At 51.6% G+C, this 22,647-nt stretch carries 22 protein-coding genes; 3 read left to right on the plus strand and 19 right to left on the minus strand.

What is annotated here, in order from left to right; genetic code table 11:
• Positions 1-64 precede the first annotated feature (64 nt).
• Positions 65-589: a general stress protein gene (locus tag KHS78_RS09160; protein ID WP_211827537.1), complete on the plus strand. Its 525-nt coding sequence runs from the start codon at positions 65-67 to the stop codon at positions 587-589.
• 52 nt (positions 590-641) lie between these two features.
• Here KHS78_RS09160 and KHS78_RS09165 read toward each other — a convergent pair whose 3' ends face one another.
• The 10 genes from KHS78_RS09165 to KHS78_RS09210 all read right to left on the minus strand — a co-directional run bounded on the left by KHS78_RS09165 (position 642) and on the right by KHS78_RS09210 (position 11,617).
• On the minus strand, positions 642-2,027 hold the full coding sequence (locus tag KHS78_RS09165; RefSeq protein WP_211827539.1) for an ATP-binding protein: 1,386 nt from the start codon (positions 2,025-2,027) through the stop codon (positions 642-644).
• Positions 2,018-2,695 carry a response regulator transcription factor gene (locus KHS78_RS09170; RefSeq protein ID WP_211827541.1) on the minus strand — a complete coding sequence of 226 codons (678 nt, stop codon included), beginning with the start codon at positions 2,693-2,695 and terminating at the stop codon, positions 2,018-2,020. The genes KHS78_RS09165 and KHS78_RS09170 overlap by 10 nt, the downstream gene beginning before the upstream one ends.
• Before the next feature lie 52 nt (positions 2,696-2,747).
• A complete protein-coding gene (locus tag KHS78_RS09175; RefSeq protein ID WP_211827543.1) occupies positions 2,748-3,125 on the minus strand; it encodes a hypothetical protein in 378 nt (125 codons plus the stop codon).
• 176 nt (positions 3,126-3,301) lie between these two features.
• Complete coding sequence (locus KHS78_RS09180; protein WP_211827545.1) at positions 3,302-3,982, minus strand: outer membrane beta-barrel protein; 681 nt, start codon at positions 3,980-3,982, stop codon at positions 3,302-3,304.
• Between the two features lie 176 nt (positions 3,983-4,158).
• Positions 4,159-5,085 carry a hypothetical protein gene (locus KHS78_RS09185; protein ID WP_211827547.1) on the minus strand — a complete coding sequence of 309 codons (927 nt, stop codon included), beginning with the start codon at positions 5,083-5,085 and terminating at the stop codon, positions 4,159-4,161.
• A 188-nt stretch (positions 5,086-5,273) separates the two neighbouring features.
• On the minus strand, positions 5,274-6,032 hold the full coding sequence (locus KHS78_RS09190) for a hypothetical protein (RefSeq protein WP_211827549.1): 759 nt from the start codon (positions 6,030-6,032) through the stop codon (positions 5,274-5,276).
• A gap of 52 nt (positions 6,033-6,084) precedes the next feature.
• Entirely contained in the window at positions 6,085-6,678 is a 594-nt protein-coding gene (locus KHS78_RS09195; protein WP_211827552.1) for a glutamine amidotransferase-related protein, read from the minus strand.
• Positions 6,679-6,818: 140 nt separating this feature from the next.
• Positions 6,819-8,333, minus strand: coding sequence for a SpoVR family protein (locus tag KHS78_RS09200; RefSeq protein ID WP_211827554.1), 1,515 nt, complete (start codon positions 8,331-8,333; stop codon positions 6,819-6,821).
• On the minus strand, positions 8,330-9,613 hold the full coding sequence (locus tag KHS78_RS09205) for a YeaH/YhbH family protein (RefSeq protein WP_211827556.1): 1,284 nt from the start codon (positions 9,611-9,613) through the stop codon (positions 8,330-8,332). The genes KHS78_RS09200 and KHS78_RS09205 overlap by 4 nt, the downstream gene beginning before the upstream one ends.
• Positions 9,614-9,694: 81 nt before the next feature.
• On the minus strand, positions 9,695-11,617 hold the full coding sequence (locus KHS78_RS09210; protein WP_211827558.1) for a PrkA family serine protein kinase: 1,923 nt from the start codon (positions 11,615-11,617) through the stop codon (positions 9,695-9,697).
• Positions 11,618-11,918: 301 nt separating this feature from the next.
• Here KHS78_RS09210 and KHS78_RS09215 point away from each other — a divergent pair, with 301 nt between their 5' ends.
• Complete coding sequence (locus KHS78_RS09215) at positions 11,919-12,137, plus strand: hypothetical protein (protein ID WP_211827560.1); 219 nt, start codon at positions 11,919-11,921, stop codon at positions 12,135-12,137.
• 74 nt (positions 12,138-12,211) lie between these two features.
• Positions 12,212-12,445, plus strand: a complete 234-nt coding sequence (locus tag KHS78_RS09220) for a hypothetical protein (RefSeq protein ID WP_211827562.1) — start codon at positions 12,212-12,214, stop codon at positions 12,443-12,445.
• 33 nt (positions 12,446-12,478) lie between these two features.
• Here the strand turns inward: KHS78_RS09220 and KHS78_RS09225 are convergent, their stop codons facing one another.
• The 9 genes from KHS78_RS09225 to KHS78_RS09265 all read right to left on the minus strand — a co-directional run bounded on the left by KHS78_RS09225 (position 12,479) and on the right by KHS78_RS09265 (position 22,626).
• On the minus strand, positions 12,479-14,713 hold the full coding sequence (locus KHS78_RS09225) for an autotransporter outer membrane beta-barrel domain-containing protein (protein ID WP_211827564.1): 2,235 nt from the start codon (positions 14,711-14,713) through the stop codon (positions 12,479-12,481).
• 270 nt (positions 14,714-14,983) lie between these two features.
• Complete coding sequence (locus KHS78_RS09230; protein WP_211827566.1) at positions 14,984-15,844, minus strand: ABC transporter permease; 861 nt, start codon at positions 15,842-15,844, stop codon at positions 14,984-14,986.
• A 10-nt stretch (positions 15,845-15,854) separates the two neighbouring features.
• Positions 15,855-16,721 (minus strand): ABC transporter permease, encoded by an 867-nt coding sequence (locus KHS78_RS09235; protein ID WP_211827568.1) that lies wholly within the window; start codon positions 16,719-16,721, stop codon positions 15,855-15,857.
• Complete coding sequence (locus tag KHS78_RS09240; RefSeq protein ID WP_211827570.1) at positions 16,718-17,875, minus strand: ABC transporter ATP-binding protein; 1,158 nt, start codon at positions 17,873-17,875, stop codon at positions 16,718-16,720. Before KHS78_RS09240 ends, KHS78_RS09235 begins: the two co-directional genes overlap by 4 nt.
• An 80-nt stretch (positions 17,876-17,955) precedes the next feature.
• Entirely contained in the window at positions 17,956-19,026 is a 1,071-nt protein-coding gene (locus tag KHS78_RS09245) for an extracellular solute-binding protein (RefSeq protein WP_211827572.1), read from the minus strand.
• A 166-nt stretch (positions 19,027-19,192) separates the two neighbouring features.
• Positions 19,193-20,656: an aminoacyl-histidine dipeptidase gene (locus KHS78_RS09250; RefSeq protein ID WP_211827574.1), complete on the minus strand. Its 1,464-nt coding sequence runs from the start codon at positions 20,654-20,656 to the stop codon at positions 19,193-19,195.
• 110 nt (positions 20,657-20,766) lie between these two features.
• On the minus strand, positions 20,767-21,003 hold the full coding sequence (locus KHS78_RS09255) for a thioredoxin family protein (RefSeq protein WP_211827576.1): 237 nt from the start codon (positions 21,001-21,003) through the stop codon (positions 20,767-20,769).
• Between the two features lie 38 nt (positions 21,004-21,041).
• Positions 21,042-22,025, minus strand: a complete 984-nt coding sequence (locus KHS78_RS09260; RefSeq protein ID WP_211827578.1) for a permease — start codon at positions 22,023-22,025, stop codon at positions 21,042-21,044.
• A gap of 82 nt (positions 22,026-22,107) precedes the next feature.
• Entirely contained in the window at positions 22,108-22,626 is a 519-nt protein-coding gene (locus KHS78_RS09265; protein ID WP_211827580.1) for a sigma-70 family RNA polymerase sigma factor, read from the minus strand.
• Between the last annotated feature and the right edge of the window lie 21 nt (positions 22,627-22,647).

Here is a 22,647-nt window from a genome sequence, read left to right on the forward strand (position 1 = left end):
CTCTCCGGCAGAACCTTTCTTGCTATCGCCGGGAGACCATCCTCTCTATCAGCGGTACAACACCATGCAACTGCCCAAAACCTGTGTCGCGGTTTACAAAACCCACCATGCCGCCGATGACGCCGTCAAACGACTGTCGAAAGCCGGCTTTGACATGAAAAAAATCTCAGTAGTCGGCAATGACTACCATACGGAAGAACATGTCGTCGGTTACTACAACACCGGTGACCGGATGAAAGCCTGGGGAAAAATGGGCGCCTTCTGGGGCAGTATCTGGGGCATTCTGTTTGGTGCTGCCTTTTTTGTAATACCTGGTGTCGGCCCCATGGTGATTGCCGGCCCATTAGTGTCAGCTATTATCGGTGGTCTGGAAGGCGCTGCAGTGGTGGGCGGTCTGTCAGCACTAGGGGCAGGTCTCGCCAGCTTCGGTATTCCCAAGGACAGCATCGTCCGCTATGAACAATCCCTCTCAGCCGGCAGCTTTCTGGTACTGCTGCATGGTACCGAGGAAGAGGTCGCTAAAGGTTCAAAACTGCTCATGGAAGTGACAGACAATGAAGCCGTCGATATTCATGAGAGAGACGAGTAAAACAAGAATCGCTGCGGCTGGAACAGTCAATGCTCAGCCGCAGCATTGTTGATCAGGGTAAAATCAGGCGAAACAACGCGCCCCCCATCGTCGAGGTATTAATCACCAGTTTACCGTCATAACTTTCTACAAGATCCAGCACCACGGCCAGACCGATGCCCTGTCCCGGGCTCAGGCAGTCAGCACGAACACCACGCTGAAGCACCTGTTCACGCTGATCATCCGCCAGTCCGGCGCCATCATCCTCAATCACCAGTACCAGGCTGCCAGATTCCCTTCCATTGTTATCCGCTGGCTGCACATAGCCACCGATACGCACCCCCTGCTGACAAAACTTGAAGGCGTTCTCCAGCAGGTTGCCCAGTATTTCCAGCAAATCGTTTTCATCGCCATGGAACAGGCAGGCAGCATCCAGGTTCACCTGCACCGATACCTGCTTGTCCCTGTAAACTTTGTCCAGCGTACGACAAAGATCATGCACCAGAGGGCCCACCTGCACGGCCTGACGCATCAGCCCCTTGCGGCCAGTCACGGCCCGGTGCAGGTGATACCCGATGATCTGGTTCATACGATTGATCTGCTCCATCATCGTTTGACGCAGCTCGGGCATCGACTGCCGATCAGGCCCATCCTGAATCCCAAGGGTATTGCCGACGCTCTGTAGCACCACCAAAGGCGTTTTCAGACTATGGGCAAGATCATCCATGGTGGTGCGGTAGCGTTCCCTTTGTGTTTTTTCTGATAACAGCAGGGTGTTAATACTACTGGTCAGGCAGCGAACTTCTGATGGGAAATACCCATCCAGCTGCTCTCGGGAACCCATTTCAATCTCCCGGATCTGCTGAATGACCCGGCGAAACGGCTTCAGCGACCACCAGAGCGCCAGCCAGAACGTAGCAAGAATGACCAGCGATACCATGCTCATCCAGAGCATCAGGTGGTTTTCAAAGACACTGATAATAGCGAAATAGCGCTGGGCCGGTACAACCGTGACGAAGCTGTATCCCAGGGAATCCTGACCGACCGGCACATCAATTTCGTAGACCAGGAATTCTTCCCCTTCCAGATCCATGATGCTGAAGGTTACCCGTTTTTCCAGATTGAAATCCGGCACATACGGTATGTCTTTACCCATGGTAGAGATGGATTGCCAGACCAGCCTGCCATTTTCGTCGTAAATATAACCATGCAGTTTTTCACCGGGTGTATTAAAGCGATTATCGATCAACCTCTCCGGCATGATCAGCTGACCGTTTTCTTCCCGCGCCGCTGCAGCCAGCATTGCGTTGGCATTGGCGGCCAGCTGTTCCCGGGCAGCCTTGTCCAGGGTGCGATTGAAGGAACTGAGTACACCGGCCAGAACCAGACCCAGGAACAGCAGCAGCAAAGAAGCTACAGCCAGTGTCATGCGCCCCTTGAGGGATTCAATCAATGGCATGGCAGATCAAACCGATAACCCTGACCGCGCACAGTCACAATCGGGTTTACCCCCGAGAACTTTTCAAGCTTCTTGCGCAGCCGGTTGATCAACACTTCCAGTACGTTACTGTCCGCCCCATGGTTATTACCGTATATCTGATCTTCCAGAATCGTGCGCGATAACACCTTCTGGTGATTGCGCATCAGGTATTCCATCAGAACATATTCATAGGCCGTCAATGACACCGGTTCATTGCTAACAAAAAATGTCTTGGTCAGACTGTTAATACTGAACGGCCCGACCTCAATCATCGGTTGGGAGAAACCGGCTGAACGCCGAACCAGCGCATTCAAACGGGCCTTCAACTCCTCCAGTTCAAACGGTTTAACCAGGTAGTCATCAGCTCCGGCATTGAGGCCATCGACCTTGTCACGCCAGTTACTCCTTGCCGTCAGGATCAGGATCGGCATGGCATTCCCCTCAGACCGCACCTGACGGATCAAATCCAGGCCACTGATACCCGGCAGGCCAAGATCCACGATGGCAACGTCCGGATGATAATCCATCAGGTAATGGCGGGCAGCTTCACCATCCGTTGCACCGAGCGTGCAGTGTCCATCATTTTCCAGCTGATAGCGTAAATGGTGCAGCAACAGTTCTTCATCTTCGACAACAAGTACATTCATGATCCGGCTCCGGCGATCAACAGCGCAATAACGATCGGGGTAAACACCGGGTTTAACGGAACGGCATCTGCTTGCAGACGTAGTAAGTCGCCCTGGGCTTATCGTTGTAGTTCAGGTCGATAACGCCAAACAGCAGCTTCTTGGGTGGAATATAGATATGGACATAATTAGCGCCTCTGGCTTCGGCGATCGACAGCGTCTGCTCGGAATCCGCATAAAAGCCGAGGAGAGCACCGGTATCGGTATAACGCTGAAGCAAGCTCTGTTCAAGCGTTTCATTGTGCACCATACGACACTCTGAAACGGGCTCAGGAGGAAACTGGCCGATCAAAATTTCACGGCCCGTTTCGGTATAACGGGTTTGCGTCGTCAGTTTAGCGCAGCCGACAAACAGCAACGTCACCGACAGTACAACGAATAATTTTTTCATGGTGTAACCCTGGAAATACTACCCATATTGGGGAACGCAAAAGGAGATAAATCAGAACCGGCGTCCGGCACTCTATGGCGGCCCATTGAATCAACGACCGCGACTCATCTCCATTATAAACCTGTCGTCCGATATCAGGCCGTCAAACGGCCTGATCCAAAACAACAACCCACAGATCAGAAGTGGTAGTTAATGGCCAGATAAGTGAGTTTCTGGTCTTTCAGCTTGAATTTGTACTGATCACCGTCGATGTTAAATGACACTGAGTTGTTCATCTTGGTATAGCGGTAACCCAACTCTGCCGAAAAATGATCACCGAGCTCTTGAATCAGACCCAGTTGAACACCATACATCAGGGCATTGTCTTTCTTGGATTTCTTTTCCAAAGGCGTAACACCCGTGCCTTGGTAAGTGCCCTTAAACTCCGCTTCCATCTGGTTCATGCCCAGCGTTCCGCCGACAAAATATTGGGTTGTCTGTAGACCAAACAGATTGTCCACATAATCTGCAGAGAAGCTTAATTCACGGTTTTTAGTGCTGTAGGTTTCCTTATAGTTCACACCCATAAATGACCCACTTTCACTCGCTTCTACGCCCCCAGCCCCGAGAGTCGCATAAACACGGACATTATCATTTAAATATTGACCCAGTCTCAGCGCGCCAAAACCAGGATCCTCCAGTTTGCCGGCAACATTTCGATCACTTGGGTACGTAGCTTTTTCACCATCCTGCTTGACGGAGATATCTTGCTTGACGGTACCGATGGCGGCACCGGCAAACCAGTCACCGGCCATCGCAGAGGAAGAGGCTGCTATACAGGCTGCAGCTAGAACACTTACTGTAAACGGTTTAAACATGTTTCCTGGCCCCGGATTACGATCTATTTGGTATATATTGAAAAACGGGCGCAGTATGTTGAGTGAAACCTTAACGGTTCCTTAACGAAAAAAACGCATAATTTGTAAGGAAAACAGGGAACGAATGTTCCCTGAAATAAGGTTCCTTTGTGACCATGTAACCCGCTAAAACCACATTATTGCGCAGGCACAAATCGAATCATCTGCCCATCACGGTTACGCACCAGTGCGGTAGAGAAGTCATCAGAATCACTGTAACCCACAGCCCATACACTGCCCGTCAATGCGGGATCGGCGTGAATGGCGCCCATTCGGGAATAGACGGCCTTGCCATAAGGAATTCTGAATCCGGTCAGATGATAGATAGTCTTACCCGATGCATTGACGCCAGCAGCTTTAGCCAGCAGATAGAAACCACCGGCATCTTCCGACAAGGGCTGGTGCCAGTGTGGACGATCACGATGGTATTCCAGATAAAAGCCTTTGCCCTTATCCGTCATGAGAAAGTTGTCCACATAATAGCGTCCCAGCTGCATCTTCCAGATAGGATAACTGTCGTTAGGAAACGCTACACGACTGCCAGCATCCACCAAGGTTGCCCCATAATACAGCAGGGCATTATCCTCAGCCTCTACAACAGGCACAGTGACCGTTGTATCAGCGCTATCAACGGCAAGAACGACATTATCTCCCAGGATATTTTCGTTACCACCGATATCGGCCTGATCGTTAATCCAGTCAGCAGTCACTTCTACATGGCGTGGCGCATCCACATTGACGCTGTTAGCTGCGACATAGTCTTCCAGATTGATCGAATCTTCTGTACATGCAGCTTCCGTTAATCCAGACGTAGGAAACACCGTATAACACGCTGTATTCTTTACATTTTGGTGTAATCCCAAAGCGGTCATATTGGAATCAGGCTGATTCCCCTGACGATCAACCATCATATTATCGACCCATTGCAGACTGGTATTTAACGTATCAGCAATAGTGGAATGATTGGATTCAAACACTACATCATCGGTGACCAGCACAGTAGCATGAGCGATTGAAACAGATAAAAAGAGCAAAAGAACAGAATAAATCTTGTTTAACTTCATTGAATTAACCTCAATAATACAGACCAAAGCACTCGCCGTATCAAACAACGACAAGACGTTGGACAGCATTCATCAAGGTGAGTTCAGAAAGTTGCTGAAATAAAAGCACTGATTTAAAAAGAAAAAGTGAATAGCGAATTCATACTATTTCATATGAACGGTGTTTTCCCATATATCGATATGTTTATTCATGCGTCATTCTCTCTATCTTCGTCTTTTTCTGAACGCTGTTGATTTTTTTTCTTTTTCTTTGAACTCTTACCACTCATACGATAGCTATCGATGGTTAGCAGGCAATCTTTGCTGGCAATGGCAGTGGTAGCGGTGGATGCACGCTTTTTCGCAGCTGCATGAAAAGAACCCGGTGCGGCGCGGCCTGTCCGCTCCTTCTGCATTTTAGCCTTGGCTTTTTCGACTTTATCCGTTACAGCTTTCTTATGTTTCTTATGACCCAGTTCCTTCTCTTCAATCTGGGAAATATACTTGGACATGGCGCTGGATGCTGCCTTCAGATCGTATTGCCCCATCTCCATTTTGGTCAGTTTGATATTGGTTTTCACCTGACGATTCGACAGGCTTTTGAGAATGACAGAATCATCCTTATTACTTTTACTGGCTAATTTATGACTCACCAGAAACAGGTTGATGGTCTTTTTATCTGCACCGGGAAGGATCGTCTGAATACTTTTATAAAATTGTGCGTCAGCTTCCTTGCCCCTGGATTTAAATAAGGTGCTCAATAATTGCTTGATTTGTCGACCACTCAAACCCAAGTCCTGACCGGAGGATTTTCCACCTTTATCCCCCAGCTGGCTGGTGCCGCCATCCGATGATTTAACGGCATAACCTTTCTTGCTGCCTTCCTCTACGGACGGTTTGGCTGGCATTGTCGAGTCTTTATAACTGGACGAACTACTGGTTCCAACACCTTTTACACTCATTTTCACCCCGTTTTCCAGAACATACGTCTCTTTTCAGCATAGCAATCCGCCTTCCCGCTCAATGTGGCAAGCGATGGAAGGCAGAAGCAATCCTGGCAAAGTTTTGGAACAGCCGATCACCCAGTGCTCCGGATATCTCCGGATGAAACTGCACCCCAAACTGTCTGTCGGCCGGGCAGGCCATGATCTCAACGCCATAGTGAGCAGACCGCCCCAGCAAACGGAAGTTTTCCGGCAAGGTCACGCCCTCACAATGATCGGTGGCAACATTGACACTACTATCAAAATCAGCCAAGAGCGGATGCTGCTTATCAAGCAAATCCACCATTTCACGCTCACGGCGCTCCTTTCCAAGGTACACATCCGCACCATGGCGCAGAGCTATTGCCTGATGACCCAGACAAATGCCCAGCACTGGAATCGTAAGGTGATCAATAAAGGCAAATTGCTCCAGAAGTGTCTGATGAATCGCTGGGTCGGTAAACAGACGCGCACCACCGGATATGACGACCGCCTCTGACTGGCATTTGAAATCGTGATCATTAGCCTGTTCAAGCAGGATGCTTTCTGCCGTGATCCCCAGTGTTGCAAGGGTCTGTACAATGTTCGGTACTTTCTGACTATTGCAGTCGATGACAGTCCATGCGCGCATTGCCTTACTGTTCCCCCTGCCAATATTCGATTTTTTTCCGTTCTATAACAGTCTAGACCGCCAAGATCCCTGCAGGTTCCCGAAAATCACCCACAAAAAAGCCGGGACAAGCCCGGCAAAAACCTCAAATCCCGACTGAATCAGGCCGCTTTATGCGAATCTGACTCTGGTTGCGGGTAGGTGGCGAGGATTTCGTCACCATCGACGGACTCCAGCTTCACATCAAACCCCCAGAGAAACTGCACGTGTTTTACCACGTTCTGGGTGCTGCGCTGGTCCAGCGGTTGGCGATTGTGCATGAAATGCCGTAACTGCATGGAACGGTCACCCTTCACATCCACGTCATAAACCTGAATGTTGGGCTCAATGTTGCCCAGGTTATATTGCGCAGCCAGGGTTTCACGCAGCTGCCGGTAACCTGGTTCATTATGGATCGCACCGACCTCTAGGTAGGGATTGTGATCGTCATCGGTAATGGAGAACAAATGTAAATCCCGCATCACCTTGGGAGACAGGTACTGAAGGATGAAACTCTCATCCTTGAAGTTCTCCATCGCGTAGTGGACGATTTCCAGCCAGTTGTCACAGCCGGCAAAGTCCGGGAACCACTGACGATCTTCCTCAGTCGGGTTCTGACAGATACGACGGATATCCTGGAACATCGCAAAACCCAGCGCATACGGGTTGATGCCACTGTAGTGAGGGCTGTCATACCCGGGCTGGTACACCACATTGGTGTGCGACTTCAGGAACTCCATGATCGCACCTTCCGTGATCAGCCCCTCGTTATACAGGTCATTCATGATGTTGTAGTGCCAGAACGTCGCCCAGCCCTCATTCATGACCTTGGTCTGCTTCTGGGGATAGAAGTACTGCCCCAACTTGCGCACGATTCGAATGATCTCCCGCTGCCAGGTCTCCAGCAGTGGCGAGTGTTTCTCTATAAAGTAGAGAATGTTCTCTTCCGGATGCTCCGGGAACCGTTTCTCTTGCGTCTTCTCCTCCCGGAAGGTTTTCGGGATGGTGGACCAGATGTCGTTCAGTGTCTGCTGAATATAGACTTCCCGATCCTTTTGACGGTTCTTTTCCTCTGCTGCAGACAACGGACGTGGCCGCTTGTATCGGTTAACACCCTGGCTCTGTAGTGCATGGCAGGCGTCGAGCAGGTCTTCAACGGCATCGATACCATGACGCTCCTCACACTCGGCAATATAGCGCTTGGCAAACAGCAGGTAGTCGATGATGGAGTCCGCATCCGTCCAGGTCTTGAACAGGTAGTTCCCCTTGAAGAACGAGTTGTGGCCATAACAGGCGTGGGCAATGACCAGTGCCTGCATGGTCATAGTATTCTCTTCCATCAGGTAAGAGATACAGGGATTGGAGTTAATGACAATCTCATACGCCAGACCCATCTGACCACGCTGGTAGTTGGCCTGGTTGCTGAGGAAATGTTTTCCGTAAGACCAGTGGCTGTACATCAGCGGCATGCCGGTGGATGCATACGCGTCCAGCATCTGCTCGGAGCGGATCACCTCGATCTGGTTCGGATAGGTGTCCAGCTTGTAGCCTTCGGCAATACGGGCAATTTCCTTGTTGTATTTGTCGAGTAACTCAAAGGTCCACTCGGGACCCGTTGAGAGAGGTTCTTTTCTCATACTGCGGCCTCCCGCTTCTCGAACAACTCACGGAACACCGGGTAGATGTCCTTGGCTGACCGGATATGCGACATGGCAAACTGGCCTTCATAATCGTTTTCCAACGACCGGTATTCATGCCACAGGTTCTGGTGGTGACGATCCGTGATTTCGATATAGGCGAAATACTGAACCAGCGGCAACAGGCTCTCCCGAATCAGCTTGGTGCACTTGGGCGTATCGGCTTCCCAGTTATCACCGTCGGAGGCCTGGGCCACGTAGATGTTCCAGTCTTTCGGATTGTAACGCTCTTCTATGATCTCGCTGGTCAATGATAACGCGGATGACACAACGGTACCGCCGGTTTCACGGGCATAGAAGAAATCATGCTCATCACATTCCCGGGCTTCGGCATGGTGACGAATGAAAACGACATCCACTGCCTTATAGTTCTTCTGCAGGAACATATACAGCAGGAAGAAAAACTTCTTCGCCATATCCTTGATGTCCCGGGTCATGGAGCCAGAGACGTCCATCACACAGAACATCACCGCCTTGCTCGACGGCATGGGCACCCGGATCAGGTTGTTGAACTTCAGGTCAAAGTCATCAATAAACGGCAAACGCTTTAGTTTGCCATTCAGTTCGGCAATACGATCACGCAGTGCCTGCGCGCGGGTTTGATCCGTACTCTCCGGACTGACCTCCATCTCGCGCAGCTCACGCTTGAGGGCGCGAACCTCACGACGATCCTTGCCACCAAGGGCAATCCGACGGGCATGGGCGCTGCGCAGTGAACGCACAACATTCAGCCGGTCTGGCGACCCGGCGCTGGTGAAACCCGCCCGACGGGTCTGGAATTCATTACTGTCTTTCAGGTCCTTGCGGACCATGTTGGGCAATTCCAGGTCATCAAACAGGAATTCAAGGAATTCATCCCGGTTGATCTGGAATTCGAAGTCATCCATACCACCGCCGCCATCGCTGGCTTCGCCGTCGCCGGAGGCAGAACCACCCTGCTTGTCCGGCCGCTTGAAGCGGTCGCCGGTATCAAATTCCTTGTTACCCGGGTGCACCTGTTCACGGTGTCCACCCTGGCCATGATGAAAAAACGGTTCCGACAGATCCTTGTTGGAAATACTGATTTTTTCGCCGCTCTCGGTATCAGTGATAGAGCGGTTATTAACGGCGTCATTCACAGCGCGGCGTATATGGCGGCGATAGCGACGCATGAAACGCTCACGGTTCACCGTGCTTTTGCCTTTGCTGTTCAGGCGCCGGTCGATAACGATACTGGTCATAATACGGCCCCGTGCGAAGTAGAGAGAATGCGGTAACACGGTGACGTGAGACGCTGGTCGTCCCACGTCACGTGTCAGGCATTACTGGGACTTGCGCACGCGGATATACCATTCACAGAGCAGTCGGACCTGCTTCTCGGTATATCCGTGTTCCATCATCCGTGACACGAAGTCATTGTGTTTACGCTGCTCGTCCTGGCTGCCCTTCGCATTGAAGGAGATCACCGGCAGAAGATCTTCGGTGTTGGAGAACATCTTCTTCTCGATCACCGAACGCATCTTCTCGTAGCTGAGCCAGCTGGGGTTCTTGCCTTCATGGTTGGCGCGGGCGCGCAACACGAAGTTCACTACCTCGTTACGGAAGTCTTTCGGATTGGCGATGCCAGCCGGCTTCTCGATCTTCTCCAGCTCATCGTTGAGGGAAGAGCGATCGAGGATATGGCCGGTATCCGGATCACGGTATTCCTGATCCTGGATCCAGAAGTCCGCATAGGTGATGTAACGGTCAAAGATGTTCTGACCATACTCGGAGTAGGACTCCAGGTACGCGGTCTGGATTTCCTTGCCCAGGAATTCGATGTACTTAGGTGCAATGAATTCCTTCAGGAAGCGGACATAACGCTCGGAGGCTTCCTGCGGGAACTGAGCCTGTTCGATCTGCTGCTCAACAACATAGAGCAGATGAACCGGGTTGGCTGCCACTTCACTCGGGTCAAAGTTGAACACCTTGGACAGGATCTTGAAAGCAAAACGGGTGGAAAGACCATCCATACCTTCATCAACACCCGCCACATCCTTGTACTCTTGCATGGACTTGGCGTTAGGATCAGTGTCCTTCAAACTCTCACCGTCGTAAATCCGCATCTTGGAGAAGATGTTAGAATTATCAGGCTCCTTGATACGGGACAGAACGATAAACTGGGCCAGCATGCGCAGGGTATCCGGTGCGCATGGGGCATTACGGAGTGAACTGTGCTCCAGCAGTTTTTCATAGATACGAATTTCTTCATCGACCCGCAGGCAGTAAGGCACCTTGACGATGTTGACACGGTCAATGAACGCTTCGTTGGTCTTGTTGTTGCGGAAGGTCTGCCATTCTGACTCGTTGGAGTGAGCCAGCAGGATACCTTCGAACGGAATCGCACCCAGACCTTCGGTACTGTTGTAGTTACCTTCCTGAGTCGCCGTCAGCAGCGGGTGGAGTACCTTGATCGGTGCCTTGAACATCTCGACGAATTCCATCATGCCCTGGTTGGCACGACACAGTGCGCCGGAGAAGCTGTAGGCATCCGGATCGTCCTGGGAGTACTCTTCCAGCTGACGGATATCCACTTTACCGACCAGGCTGGAGATATCCTGGTTGTTCTCATCACCTGGCTCGGTCTTGGCCACCGCCACCTGGTTCAGGATGCTCGGATACAGTTTAACGACACGGAACTTGGTGATATCGCCACCGTACTCGTGCAGACGTTTCACCGCCCAAGGCGACATGATGTGGCGCAGGTAGCGCCCGGGGATACCATACTCGTCCTTCAGAATGCTGCCGTCTTCATCGGAGTCAAACAGACCCAGCGGCGATTCAAAGACTGGAGATCCCTTGATGGCATAGAACGGCACCTGTTGCATGAGTTGCTTCAGGCGTTCTGCCAGGGAAGATTTACCACCACCAACCGGCCCCAGAAGATAAAGAATCTGCTTTTTCTCTTCCAGGCCCTGTGCGGCATGGCGGAAGTAGGACACGATTTGCTCAATGCCCTCTTCCATGCCATAGAATTCTTCAAACGCCTTGTAACGTTTAATCACCTTGTTTGAAAAAATACGGCTCATGCGTGAATCGCGGGACGTATCAACCAGTTCCGGTTCACCGATGGCCATCAGCATGCGTTCTGGCGCGCTGGCGTAAGCTCCGGGGTCGTTCTTACAGAGTTCCAGATACTCCTGCAGGCTCATCTCTTCCTGAGCCGTGGAGTCATAACGATCCTGGAAATGTTGGAATATTGACATACTCACCACCGTCTTTCCTGAATGAATCTCTGGTTTTTATTAAACCGGATATGTACGACGTGCCGAGCGTGCGTCTAACCCCTCTCCAAACCTGTTATCCATCCTATCTGCGCGCTGTAACCCGACAGTCTGTTTCACGCCATGGTTGGGCTTCACCGTCCCCTCTTCCATGGCATACCGTTTTGTTTTTTCAGCGACATCGCTTGTCGTTTTTATTCGATGTCACTTTCAAGGTTAGGGAAAACGCCCTCGGAAAAACAGTCTGTTTCTTCAGGATTTTCTGTGGGATACTGGTGAAATTGTGACCGCTGTCACAGCAGCACAAAGCATATCTTTTTCATTGCTGCATCCTGAAAATCATCTTTTTTTAGTACTTTCCTGCCAAGTTATTCCAGTAACAGGAGCAACAAACTCATTCTCTGCAACAGAGTTTTATTGCGTCCATCCGTTATTAAAAATCCGTATTGAAAGCACAACAGGAATGCAACAGAAACGCCTCAGGATTGGTCAATACTACTGACACGCTGGTCATGGAATTAACCCTATGGATCGTGGACTATTTACGCTCTCTCAAACAGCTGAACGGAGCGTATTGTGAGTACGAACGACCCTGAGAGTGACCCTATCAGTGGATCAACTCTGATTGCAAAAATGAAGAAGGAAGTGTCAGACATCCGCATTAGTTTGCTTGAGGCTGCCACTGACTACCTAACCACCATGACCGAACTTACCGAATACGAAGACAACAACGAAGATCAAAACACAGAAAAACATCCCTCAGAGCATAAAAGCCAATCGAATCACTGCGAAACGCCGGAACCAACCTGATGACACTGAATGCTGATAAGGTAGGGCTATACATCAGAACACCCAGGTGAACTCACCACTTAACTGTTGTGAGAGGGTATGCCGGGATTTGCCCACCCCATAACGCACCGTACTGTTAATGGTTTTTCCAACTACTTGCATGCCAATATTCGCTTCCGTGCGGTATGCATCCCTGCGAGCGCCTGACTGCCTGAGTTTCAAGGCCGGCTGATCATTACTCCATACGGTTACCGGCAAGTCCAGGTCCCCCCATGACGGTATGAAACGGACACTCACTTCCGGTATCGCTGCAATATGCCGTTCACCTGTCGAAAAAAGGTCATTGCCTCTCGCCGCCAGGCTGAGTGGAAGCGCCCAGTAGGTTTCGGTGCTACGACCATTACCGTATACCTGCCCCGATGACTGATCCAGCACCTCACCACGACGCTGGCGAGTATGCCAGTAAGACAAGCCGGCGCCGGGCATGACTGTCCATGAACCCAAAGGTACAGGCATCGCCAATGCCATCTGCCCGCCCCAGGTGTCCAGCTCACTGTCCGATGCCAGCCGGGACACGTCCGTGTTCTGGCGTAAACGGTGATCCGAATGCAAATAGACCAGTGCCGCTGTCACCAGCACGGGATTTAATGAGACACTGCCAAACAGCGCCCCCCCTCGATAATCCGCGTGACTGAGGGTTGACGGCACATCACCTCGTGAATCAATATCGCCGTTACCCGCAAAAATACCGATTCCCCAGCGACTGCTTTCCATTGCGTGAACCAGCCCAAGCGCAAGCCCCCGTAGATTGGCCTTGTAACCCACATGTCCAGCATCAAGGTCCAGATTCCTGGCGCGAATGTGCTCATAAAGAGGCAATGCCCAAGGGTAAAACCTGGGTTTGGTTATCTCCTGGCTGCTTCCTCTCACATTGCCCATAGGCAAGCTCTCCAGCGCTTCATGACAATCCGCTGCCGCTGGCATCTCTGTGAGCAACCGGGATGCCAGGCTCTGGTCAACCATCGCTACCGGCAGTAATCGCGTGAGCGCGGCGTTCTCAGGCAACGTCCACATCAGTGGGGGCGGGGGTGGTAGCGGCAATGGCTCAGGTTCTGGCAACAGTATTTCATGGGTTAATGTGCCATAGAGATACTCCTGGCTCCCCTCTTTCTGTTGACGTAACGTGAGCGAGTAGCTGTCCTGATCCGTCATGGCGGTAAGACTGGAAAGATCCAGCGACAAAGGGCTGTCCGTAATATCTTTTTTTACTAACAGGTAGGTAGCCTGTTCACCTTCCTCCATCAGGGTCTCAACATGACCTAACAGGGTGCCATGCCCCTGAATAACAAAATGTCCCTCACGCCCAATTGTCAGTGGCGCCACCGACAAGCCATTACCGACCCGATTCGCCTCCGACAGCGGTAACGCCCATACACCGCCATTGACGAAATCCAACACCATTGTCCCGCCACTTCCAATGACGGAACCGATACTGGTTGTCCACTTCGCATCCGGCTTATGGAAATGCAACCGAAAGGTTCCCTTGTCAGAGGCCTCCACAAGCTGACTGTTAATGTGCGACCCACTATCCAGATCCAGAATCAGCTGGTTATATTGACCCTGGATGATGATCCTGCCATCAATGTTAATGACCTGCGGATTCGGTTGTGTTGCACCAATACTGCTTCGCGTTGTCAACGCCATGGCCACATCGGGATCATCAGCTACCAGGGTGGTTGGCGAAGGGGTAAACATGTACTGGGATGATCCCATGGTCTGTATTGCATAGGCGTCATCACTGGCAGTAATGGTGAGCGCATTATGGATATAAACGATGCTGTTCCATCCACTGATACCCGCCGCATCGGACCCTGACACCTGAATATCCGTTTTACCGTTGAGCGTCACGACACCTGGCGTAGTAATGTGCCTGACAAACACCCCCTGGGCATGACTGCCCTCTGCAACAATGGTTAAAGGCCCATCAATCGTTACTGCACCGGGCTCAGAGCTGAGGGCCAGGGAAAACGCGCCCTTCGTATTGATATCCACAGGTCCCGTGATGTGGATACCCTTGCCAATCAATGAAGACAGCCCTTCTACCTGATCACCCTGCCCTGATACCGTTAATGGGCCTGTGAGTACCACCTCTCCTCCGTCACGGGCACGCATACCCGCCAGCGCAGGTTTAGACAGGTTAATCACCAGGTCATCCAGCGTACCGGTAATACTGCCATTATCATCCGCAAAGAATGCTGCAGAGCCACGATCATCCGACGCGTAGTTCATCGTAATACTGCCGGATAACGCCACATTATTACCGGCACCCTGCGCAACAATACCGTCGGTGTATGTACCCGATGCATAAGATGCGCAGTGGCCATTAACGGCTAAAGCGTTTGATAGGAATAAAAGTACAGGTGTTAAGAAGGGGATCGGGGAATAACTCCCCATCCTTAATAGAAGACCTTTATACATTACGCTTCGAACGCTCTGACGACGGCGTTCGAAGAGTGTAGTTTATCGTGCCAATAGGCAGCTTTTTACCGCATTCCCTCTTTATCCGTCAGATTCTTTTCGCTGCACAAAGACACTTAATAATGCCAGTCCGCCGGAAGCCACCATCAGCAACAGGGATACTGCATTCAATACCGGCGTGGAACCTTCCCGCATCCGGTCAAACATGGTGATGGTGAGCGGTGCATCGCTGCCAACCAAAACCAGCGTCGTATTGAAGTTTTCAAACGACATCAGGAAAGCAACGATAGCTGCACCAATCAACGCCGGCCGCAACCAGGGCAAGGTGATAGTCCACAACACATCAAAACGGCTGGCGCCAAGATTCAGTGCCGCCTCCTCTAACGCCTGGTCAAACTTGCGCAAGCGGGCAGAGATAATCAACGTGCAAATCGTCGAAATAAACGAGAACTGCCCCAATACAATCAGCAGCAACCCGGGACGCAGGAAGTTTAAATCCCAGCCCCAAAGGTCCTCTGCACCATTGGCAATATTGCTGCTGAATATCAGCACTGAAATCCCCAGAATAACGCCGGGAATCACCAGCGGAATCAACATCAAGGTATAGAGAAACTGCTTGCCCGGAAATTCATTTCGTTCAAACAGAAAGGCATTGGACAATGCCACCAGCACCGATAACAGCGCCACAAAAACGGCAACGACCATACTGATGCCGATACTGCCCAGTAACTTATCATCATGGAAAAGCCCTGTTCGTCCACCTCCGTCTGACAGGAACCAGTCCAGCGTAAATCCCTGCCAGGGCAGCGAGGGAAAGAGACTGTCATTAAATGAAAAGACCGCCACAACTACCAGGGGTGCGATCAGAAATATAAAGAAGAGGCTGACATAAGCCGCATACGTCTTGCGAAATGCCTGGCTCTGGGGAATAGATGCAATCATGGTTGGCTCCTCACTTACCCATGGTATCCCGGAATGACTGCCCACTGAGTTTCAGTCCGAGCCAGACAATCAGTGAGGAAAGCACTAGCAGCAGGACGCCGAACGCCGAGCCCTGTTCCCAGTTAAAACGGGTGATAAACTGCGTGAAGATCTGGTCGGTAAACCACAGGCTATCCTTACCCCCCAGCAAGGTTGGCGTCAGGTAATTACCCAACGTCAACATGAACACCACGATACAGCCCGAGACAATGCCCGGCATGGCATAAGGAATGATGACTTCTTTCAGTGCGTGAAAACTGTTGCCACCGAGGTCATAGGCGGCTTCCACCAGGCTGTCATCCAGTCCGTCCAGCGTAGTGATCAATGGAACCACCATAAACAGCATGGAGCTGTAGACCAGTCCCATCATCACGGTCACATCGTTGTACAACAGCTCCACCGGACCATCGACCCAGCCCAGCCATTGCAATACATTACTGACGACACCGGTTTCCCGTAACAGGATCATCCAGCCATAGGTGCGCACCAGCTCACTGACCCAGAAGGGAATCAGGCAGGCCAGAAACATCAGGCTTCGGGAGCGCCCCCGGGCCAGCTTGGCGATATACCAGGCAATGGGAAACGCAATCACCAGTGTGATCGCCGTTGCCATGATCGACATGACGGCAGTACGGAGGAACGTGCGCCAATACAGGGGTTCAGTGAAGAACTCCATATAATGGTCGGTGGTAAAACGGTATTCACCGTAGCTGATCTGCTCCCGCAGAGAGATACCGATCATGTCCAGGTGGGGAAAAAGAATCAGCAACCCAAGTGTTAACAATAACGGCGTCATCAGCAGGTACAGGGTCAGCCGGCTTCCTGTCATTCTCATCATACTGCCGCCTCAGTCACTTTAGTCTGAGCAGGCTCCGATACTGAAACCGCCTTGTCCCTGATATCGGAAAAACAGTGACACTGCCCGGTATTCCAGCTCAGGTATAACGTGTCACCTCGCTGAACACCCGTGAATTCGTGCGTCTGGGGTAACACAACCTGTAGTTCTGAACCGGTGTCCGCATCACGCACCAGCAGCCGACTGTTACCACCATCAAACAAAATATTTTCTACGACACCCGACACCTGATTATCGGCTGCCTGTTCAGGGGTTTTGCCAAGATGAATGATCTCAGGTCGTACAAAGACAGACACTGGACTACCGACGTCCATAGGTACACCGTTTGCTGCCAGTGCCTGAAACCTCTGGCCACAATCCGTCCTGACCTTGATAGCCTCCCCAGAAATCGCCTCTACAGAGCCCTGAAAACGATTACTTTCACCCACAAACCCGGCGACAAACGCGGTTTTCGGATGGTAGTAAAGTTCCTGTGGCGTACCGACCTGTTCAAAGCGGCCCTGATTCATCACCGCCACCTGGTCAGACATCACCATGGCTTCCGACTGATCATGGGTGATGTAGACAAAGGTGGTGCCAAACGCCTGCTGTAGTTTCTTAAGCTCCACTTTCATATGTTCACGCAGCTTAAGGTCCAACGCGCCCAGCGGCTCATCCAGCAGCAGTACATCAGGTTCCAGAACCAGACAGCGGGCAATGGCAATACGCTGTTTCTGACCACCGGACAACTGACTGATGGCCTTACTACCAATACCCGGCAGTCCGATACGGACCAGTGCATCGTCTACCCGTCGCTGAATCTCATCTTTTGGGGTTTTACGACGTCTGAGACCGTAGGCGATGTTCTCGTATACGTTCATCATCGGGAACAGCGCCAGATGCTGGAACACCATGTTAACAGGTCGTTTGTTGGGGGGGACACCCAGCATGGAGCGCCCCTTGATATCAATGTCTCCGCCACCGGGCTCCAGAAAACCCGCCAGCATTCTTAACAGTGTCGTTTTACCGCAACCGGAAGGACCAAGAATGGAAAAGAAAGAACCACGGGGAATCGCAAACGACACGTCCCTGACAGCCTGAAAATCACCGAATGATTTACAGACATCCCGACATTCGAGATCGAACTCTGGGGGCATGGGTAGATCCTGTTATTACTGATGAGTTAGAGCCAGAAGCATGTGGGAAGCAGGCAGAGAAACCCGCTTCCCGATCAGAATTACTGCGCCGCTTTTACGCGATCCAGTACTTTCCCTTCAATGGTTTCAAGGCCGGCCGGTACCGGTGGATACCACTTGATATTATCCAGTGCAGCCTGGTCAAAGCTCTGCTGATAACTGCTTCTCAGTCCCGCATCCACATACGCTTCCGCGCCAATGGCCGCAGTGAAGTTACCGGCAGATGTCGTGATTTTCGCCGCAATATCAGGACGCATAACGAAGTTAATCCATTGGTAGGCGGCTGCGTCATTACGCCCCTTGGCAGGCAGAACGAACGTATCGATCCAGCCCAAAGCACCAGAAGATGGAGCGACAAAGTTAATCTTGTCGTTTTCCTGGTTGAGCTTCCAGCCGCCAGCATCCCATCCCATCGCCATGGTTACTTCACCACTGCGCAACAGGTTGATCAGGGCATCACCACCGGACCAGTAGGCTTTCACATTGCCCTTACACTCAATCAGCTTGTCCTGGACTTTGCCAAGAATCGCTTCGTACTGCTTCCGGTCGTTATACGCTGCAAAGGGGTCTTCGCCCATGGCGAAGGCAAAACCGATCAGGGTCGGACGCTTCAGGCGATAGGAGACTTTGCCCGCGTAATCATCCGAGCACAGATCATTAAAACTGTATTCCTGCTTGCCTGCGGTTTGGTTGACAATCAAACCACTGGTCCCCCAGATATGCGGCACGGCATACACATCATCACCAATCTTTGAACTGGCTTCAGAGGCTTTCAACATGGAAGGAATAAAGCGGCTCGCATCAATCTTGCTCATATCTATTGGCTTGTAGATACGATAATTTTTCTGTGCGCCAAGAATACGGTCCTGACTCGGCTGCGCCAGGTCAAAACCCGCACCACGGGTCGCACGCAACTTGGAGATCATATCCTCGTTGTTTGATACTGTGACTTTGACGTCGATACCGGTTTCTTTCTCAAACAGATCAATCACTTCCTGAGGCGCATAACCTCCCCACGTCAGGAGTCGTAACTCCTCGGCCTGTACGGCAGCCGTCATACTGCAGGCAAGCAGACCGGCTGCGGCCAAAAATTTACGGGCTGGTTTACGCATTGAATCCCCCGGGATCATGTTTACATTCGTTCTGGTTCGAACATTATTTTTCTATTGTGTGACAGAATTGTTTCACCATACCCCGATAATGATCAATAAAAAGGTAATTTCCTGGTGTGAGTGCGGCAGAGGAACCTCTGCCGCTGTGTTGAAACGAAGGTCAGTTTCAGGCATTTCTGGCAGGAATCGCACCCAGTACCGCTACCAGCAATTCCCAATAGCGACCAACAGAAGCGATATCTACTTTCTCATCCGGAGAATGCGGGAAGCGGATGGTCGGGCCGATCGACACCATATCCAGTGACGGGTAGGGTTCCTTGAACAATCCACACTCAAGCCCTGCATGAATGACCTGGACAGACGGCAGTTTTCCGAATTTTTCCTGGTAAATATCCCGCACCAGCTGCATCACCGGAGAGGTAGCGTCTGGCTTCCAGCCCGGATAAGCACCGGAGGCCTCCATGTCCGCACCCGCCGTGAATGCCAGCGCCCGCAGCATGTTTTCCACCATGTTGCGTCCGGAGTCGATGGTGGACCGTACCAGGAACAGGATGTCCACCTGACCGTCAGTCGTCGTCACTACACCCATATTAGTCGAGGTTTCCACGACACCGGGGAAGGCATCACTCATCCGGATCACGCCATTGGGCGCAGCATGCATCATGGCCAACAGTATCCGCTGATCTTCCGTGGCGAACACCTGAGTCGGGACGTCTGCCGGTGACAGCTCAAGCTTGAGCGTCGGCTCAGTAGCCGCCAATTCAGACGACAAAATCCCACGATAGCGATCCACCAGGGCTTTCAGCGCATCGACGTGCTCTGCAGCCACAGCAATGGTTGCTCCTGCTTCACGGGGGATCGCGTTGCGTAGGCTGCCGCCACGAATATCTGCCACACACAGTCCCAGCTCTTCGGCATGACCAAACAGGAACCGGGCCAGCAACTTGTTCGCGTTACCGCGTCCCAGGTGAATATCGCAACCGGAATGGCCGCCTTTTAATCCTGACAGTGTCAGGTCAAAAGACTGATAGCCTGCAGGCAACGGCTTACGGTCTATGGTGCGGGTCAACTGCACATCCACACCACCGGCACATCCCATGTAGACGTCACCTTCCTCTTCCGAGTCGGTATTGATCAGGATGTCACCCTGTAGCAAGCCCGGCTGCAAACCAAAGGCACCGGTCATGCCTGCCTCTTCATTAATCGTCAGCAGTACTTCCAGCGGGCCGTGAGCCATGTCACTGGACGACAGCACCGCCAGGGCAGACGCCATGCCAATGCCGTTGTCAGCACCCAGGGTGGTGCCATCAGCACGCACCCATTCACCATCAATGATCGTGATAATCGGATCCTGTTCAAACACATGCTGCTTGTCCGCATTACACTGCGGCACCATATCCAGGTGCGCCTGAAGGATGACGCCCTGACGATCTTCCATACCCGCTGTCGCAGATTTTCGAATGATCAGGTTACCCACAGTATCCACCAGAGTTTCCAATCCCTGCGACTTTGCCCAGTGCTCAATATGGTCACGCAGGGCAATCTCGTGTCCGGAGGGATGCGGGATTGAGCAGATCGTTTCAAACCATTGCCACAGGCCGTTAGGAGACAGGTCGCGCAAGTGTTCCATATCAGGCATCTTCCAGAGTAAATGGACGGACATACTACCTGAAGGTTGTCGCATGCAATACGCTCTGTCAGGTAGCTGTCGTCTTGATGGTATTCCTGGTCAGAATGCGGTTATCCGCCCAGGAGTTCTTCGAGTTTTTCGAGGGTCGGCACAGAACCGGTGTGCACCAGCTGACCATCAATGGCAACTGCAGGCGTGCTGACCACACCCGCTTTCATGATGGCTTCCAGATCAGACACCTTGGTTAACCGGATTGCCTGATTCAGCTGTTGTGCCACCTGCTCGACCCGTTCAGCCGTGATAACACAGTTCCTGCAACCGGAACCATAGACATTGATTTCCTTCATCACACTACCTCTTTTTGCATTGATTTAAATCGCATTTGCTACAAAAAATTCACGGCGTTAAACAGCCAACCCACCAGACAGAAAGCCACCAGCAGATACGCCGCGATCATCAGTAGTAATCGATACTGCATCACCTGTTTCAGCATCATGAATTCCGGCAGGCTGACAGCAACCGCACTCATACAGAACGCCAGCGTGGTGCCCAGCGGCACACTTTTCGCCAGCAAGCTCCCCATAACCGGAATCACAGACGTTGCATTCACGTACAGCGGTATACCGGCCAGGGATGCCAGAGGCACTGTCCACCATTGGCCAGCCCCCAGATACGTCTGGAACCAGGTTTCAGGAATAAACCCATGGATAAAAGCGCCGATCCCAACCCCAATGAACACCCATTTCCAGATTCTGCCGACAACCGTACGGGTTTCCTCTAAAGCAAACTGATGGCGATCCTTCAGGGTCATTGCCTGAGGCTGGTAATCAATTGCTTCGGTGGTTTCCCGGGATTGATACTGCTGCGCCAGAAATGGCACTAACCAGCGTTCAGCCCTGATACGGTCCATCAGGAAACCACCCACGATGCCCAACGTCATACCAATCACAACGTATATGACGGTAAAACGAATCCCCAGTAACGACGTCAGCAGCACGACCGCGATTTCATTAATCATCGGGGAGGTCAACAGAAACGCCATCGTGACACCCAGTGGAATACGAGCCGAGACAAACCCCATGAACAGGGGAATGGAACTGCAGGAACAGAAGGGCGTCACCGCACCAAAGACCGAGCCCATGAGATAACCGGGAAAACGTCGGCGTCCTTGCAGATAGTAACGAACCCGTTCCGGATTCAGTCCTGCCCGGACAATCGCAATCACATAGATCAGCGTCGTCAACAGAACCAGTATTTTGGTCGTATCTTCGACAAAGAAATGAACACCGTTGGCCAGCGGTGTGTCTGGTGATAGCTGAAGCAACGAATATGTCACCCAGTCCGCCAGCCGGGTAAACCAATGCAGCATGGAAGGTCTCCGCTAGAGTCTTGTTTCTTTTAAACACGACACCAGCAGCAAAAAGATGCATCTTTTTTTAAGATTTTTTCAACTATCCGATACGGTGCCTGGGCGTAAAATCACAGACACCTGTGTCATCAAATTGAATCCGGCACTTGTTGACCATCTGTGTCCGGAGCTTTTGTCGAGCACGCTGCAATCGTGATTTGACTGCGGGGAGGGACAACCCAACAGAACGGGCATAGGCATCCTGTGACATCTTCTGGATATCACAACATTCAATCACCTCCCGGTCGTTATCATCCAGTTCGCTCAGTACCCGCATCATGCAAGACTGCAGTTCAAGGAGCAGTGGTGTCTCGGAAACCTGCTGAATTTGATCGAAGAAAGGCGTGGTTTCAGGATGAGGTTTTCTGACCGCATCAATCAACGTATTCCGGGTGATCGTAAAAAACCAGCTTCTGGCATGCGCCAGTGTACAAAAGCGTTCCTTGTTTTTGAGAGACTTCAGAAATACCTCCTGAAGTAAATCCTGCGTCTGTTCAATATCGCCCGTCTGTTTCAGCAACCAGCCCTGTAAAGCCTTTTCATTGTCACTCCAGGCTTTCATCAGACAATCCACACCGACGAT

Source organism: Kistimonas asteriae, from assembly GCF_018263925.1.
GTDB lineage: Bacteria > Pseudomonadota > Gammaproteobacteria > Pseudomonadales > Endozoicomonadaceae > Kistimonas > Kistimonas asteriae.

Bases quoted from the DNA above. Each gene is read 5' to 3' on its own strand.
- KHS78_RS09160 (WP_211827537.1), top strand. From the start codon at position 65: ATGCAACTGCCCAAAACCTGTGTCGCGGTTTACAAAACCCACCATGCC.
- KHS78_RS09165 (WP_211827539.1), bottom strand. From the start codon at position 2,027: ATGCCATTGATTGAATCCCTCAAGGGGCGCATGACACTGGCTGTAGCT.
- KHS78_RS09170 (WP_211827541.1), bottom strand. From the start codon at position 2,695: ATGAATGTACTTGTTGTCGAAGATGAAGAACTGTTGCTGCACCATTTA.
- KHS78_RS09175 (WP_211827543.1), bottom strand. From the start codon at position 3,125: ATGAAAAAATTATTCGTTGTACTGTCGGTGACGTTGCTGTTTGTCGGC.
- KHS78_RS09180 (WP_211827545.1), bottom strand. From the start codon at position 3,982: ATGTTTAAACCGTTTACAGTAAGTGTTCTAGCTGCAGCCTGTATAGCA.
- KHS78_RS09185 (WP_211827547.1), bottom strand. From the start codon at position 5,085: ATGAAGTTAAACAAGATTTATTCTGTTCTTTTGCTCTTTTTATCTGTT.
- KHS78_RS09195 (WP_211827552.1), bottom strand. From the start codon at position 6,678: ATGCGCGCATGGACTGTCATCGACTGCAATAGTCAGAAAGTACCGAAC.
- KHS78_RS09200 (WP_211827554.1), bottom strand. From the start codon at position 8,333: ATGAGAAAAGAACCTCTCTCAACGGGTCCCGAGTGGACCTTTGAGTTA.
- KHS78_RS09205 (WP_211827556.1), bottom strand. From the start codon at position 9,613: ATGACCAGTATCGTTATCGACCGGCGCCTGAACAGCAAAGGCAAAAGC.
- KHS78_RS09210 (WP_211827558.1), bottom strand. From the start codon at position 11,617: ATGTCAATATTCCAACATTTCCAGGATCGTTATGACTCCACGGCTCAG.
- KHS78_RS09225 (WP_211827564.1), bottom strand. From the start codon at position 14,713: ATGAACTACGCGTCGGATGATCGTGGCTCTGCAGCATTCTTTGCGGAT.
- KHS78_RS09230 (WP_211827566.1), bottom strand. From the start codon at position 15,844: ATGATTGCATCTATTCCCCAGAGCCAGGCATTTCGCAAGACGTATGCG.
- KHS78_RS09235 (WP_211827568.1), bottom strand. From the start codon at position 16,721: ATGATGAGAATGACAGGAAGCCGGCTGACCCTGTACCTGCTGATGACG.
- KHS78_RS09240 (WP_211827570.1), bottom strand. From the start codon at position 17,875: ATGCCCCCAGAGTTCGATCTCGAATGTCGGGATGTCTGTAAATCATTC.
- KHS78_RS09245 (WP_211827572.1), bottom strand. From the start codon at position 19,026: ATGCGTAAACCAGCCCGTAAATTTTTGGCCGCAGCCGGTCTGCTTGCC.
- KHS78_RS09250 (WP_211827574.1), bottom strand. From the start codon at position 20,656: ATGGAACACTTGCGCGACCTGTCTCCTAACGGCCTGTGGCAATGGTTT.
- KHS78_RS09255 (WP_211827576.1), bottom strand. From the start codon at position 21,003: ATGAAGGAAATCAATGTCTATGGTTCCGGTTGCAGGAACTGTGTTATC.
- KHS78_RS09260 (WP_211827578.1), bottom strand. From the start codon at position 22,025: ATGCTGCATTGGTTTACCCGGCTGGCGGACTGGGTGACATATTCGTTG.
- KHS78_RS09265 (WP_211827580.1), bottom strand. From the start codon at position 22,626: ATGAAAGCCTGGAGTGACAATGAAAAGGCTTTACAGGGCTGGTTGCTG.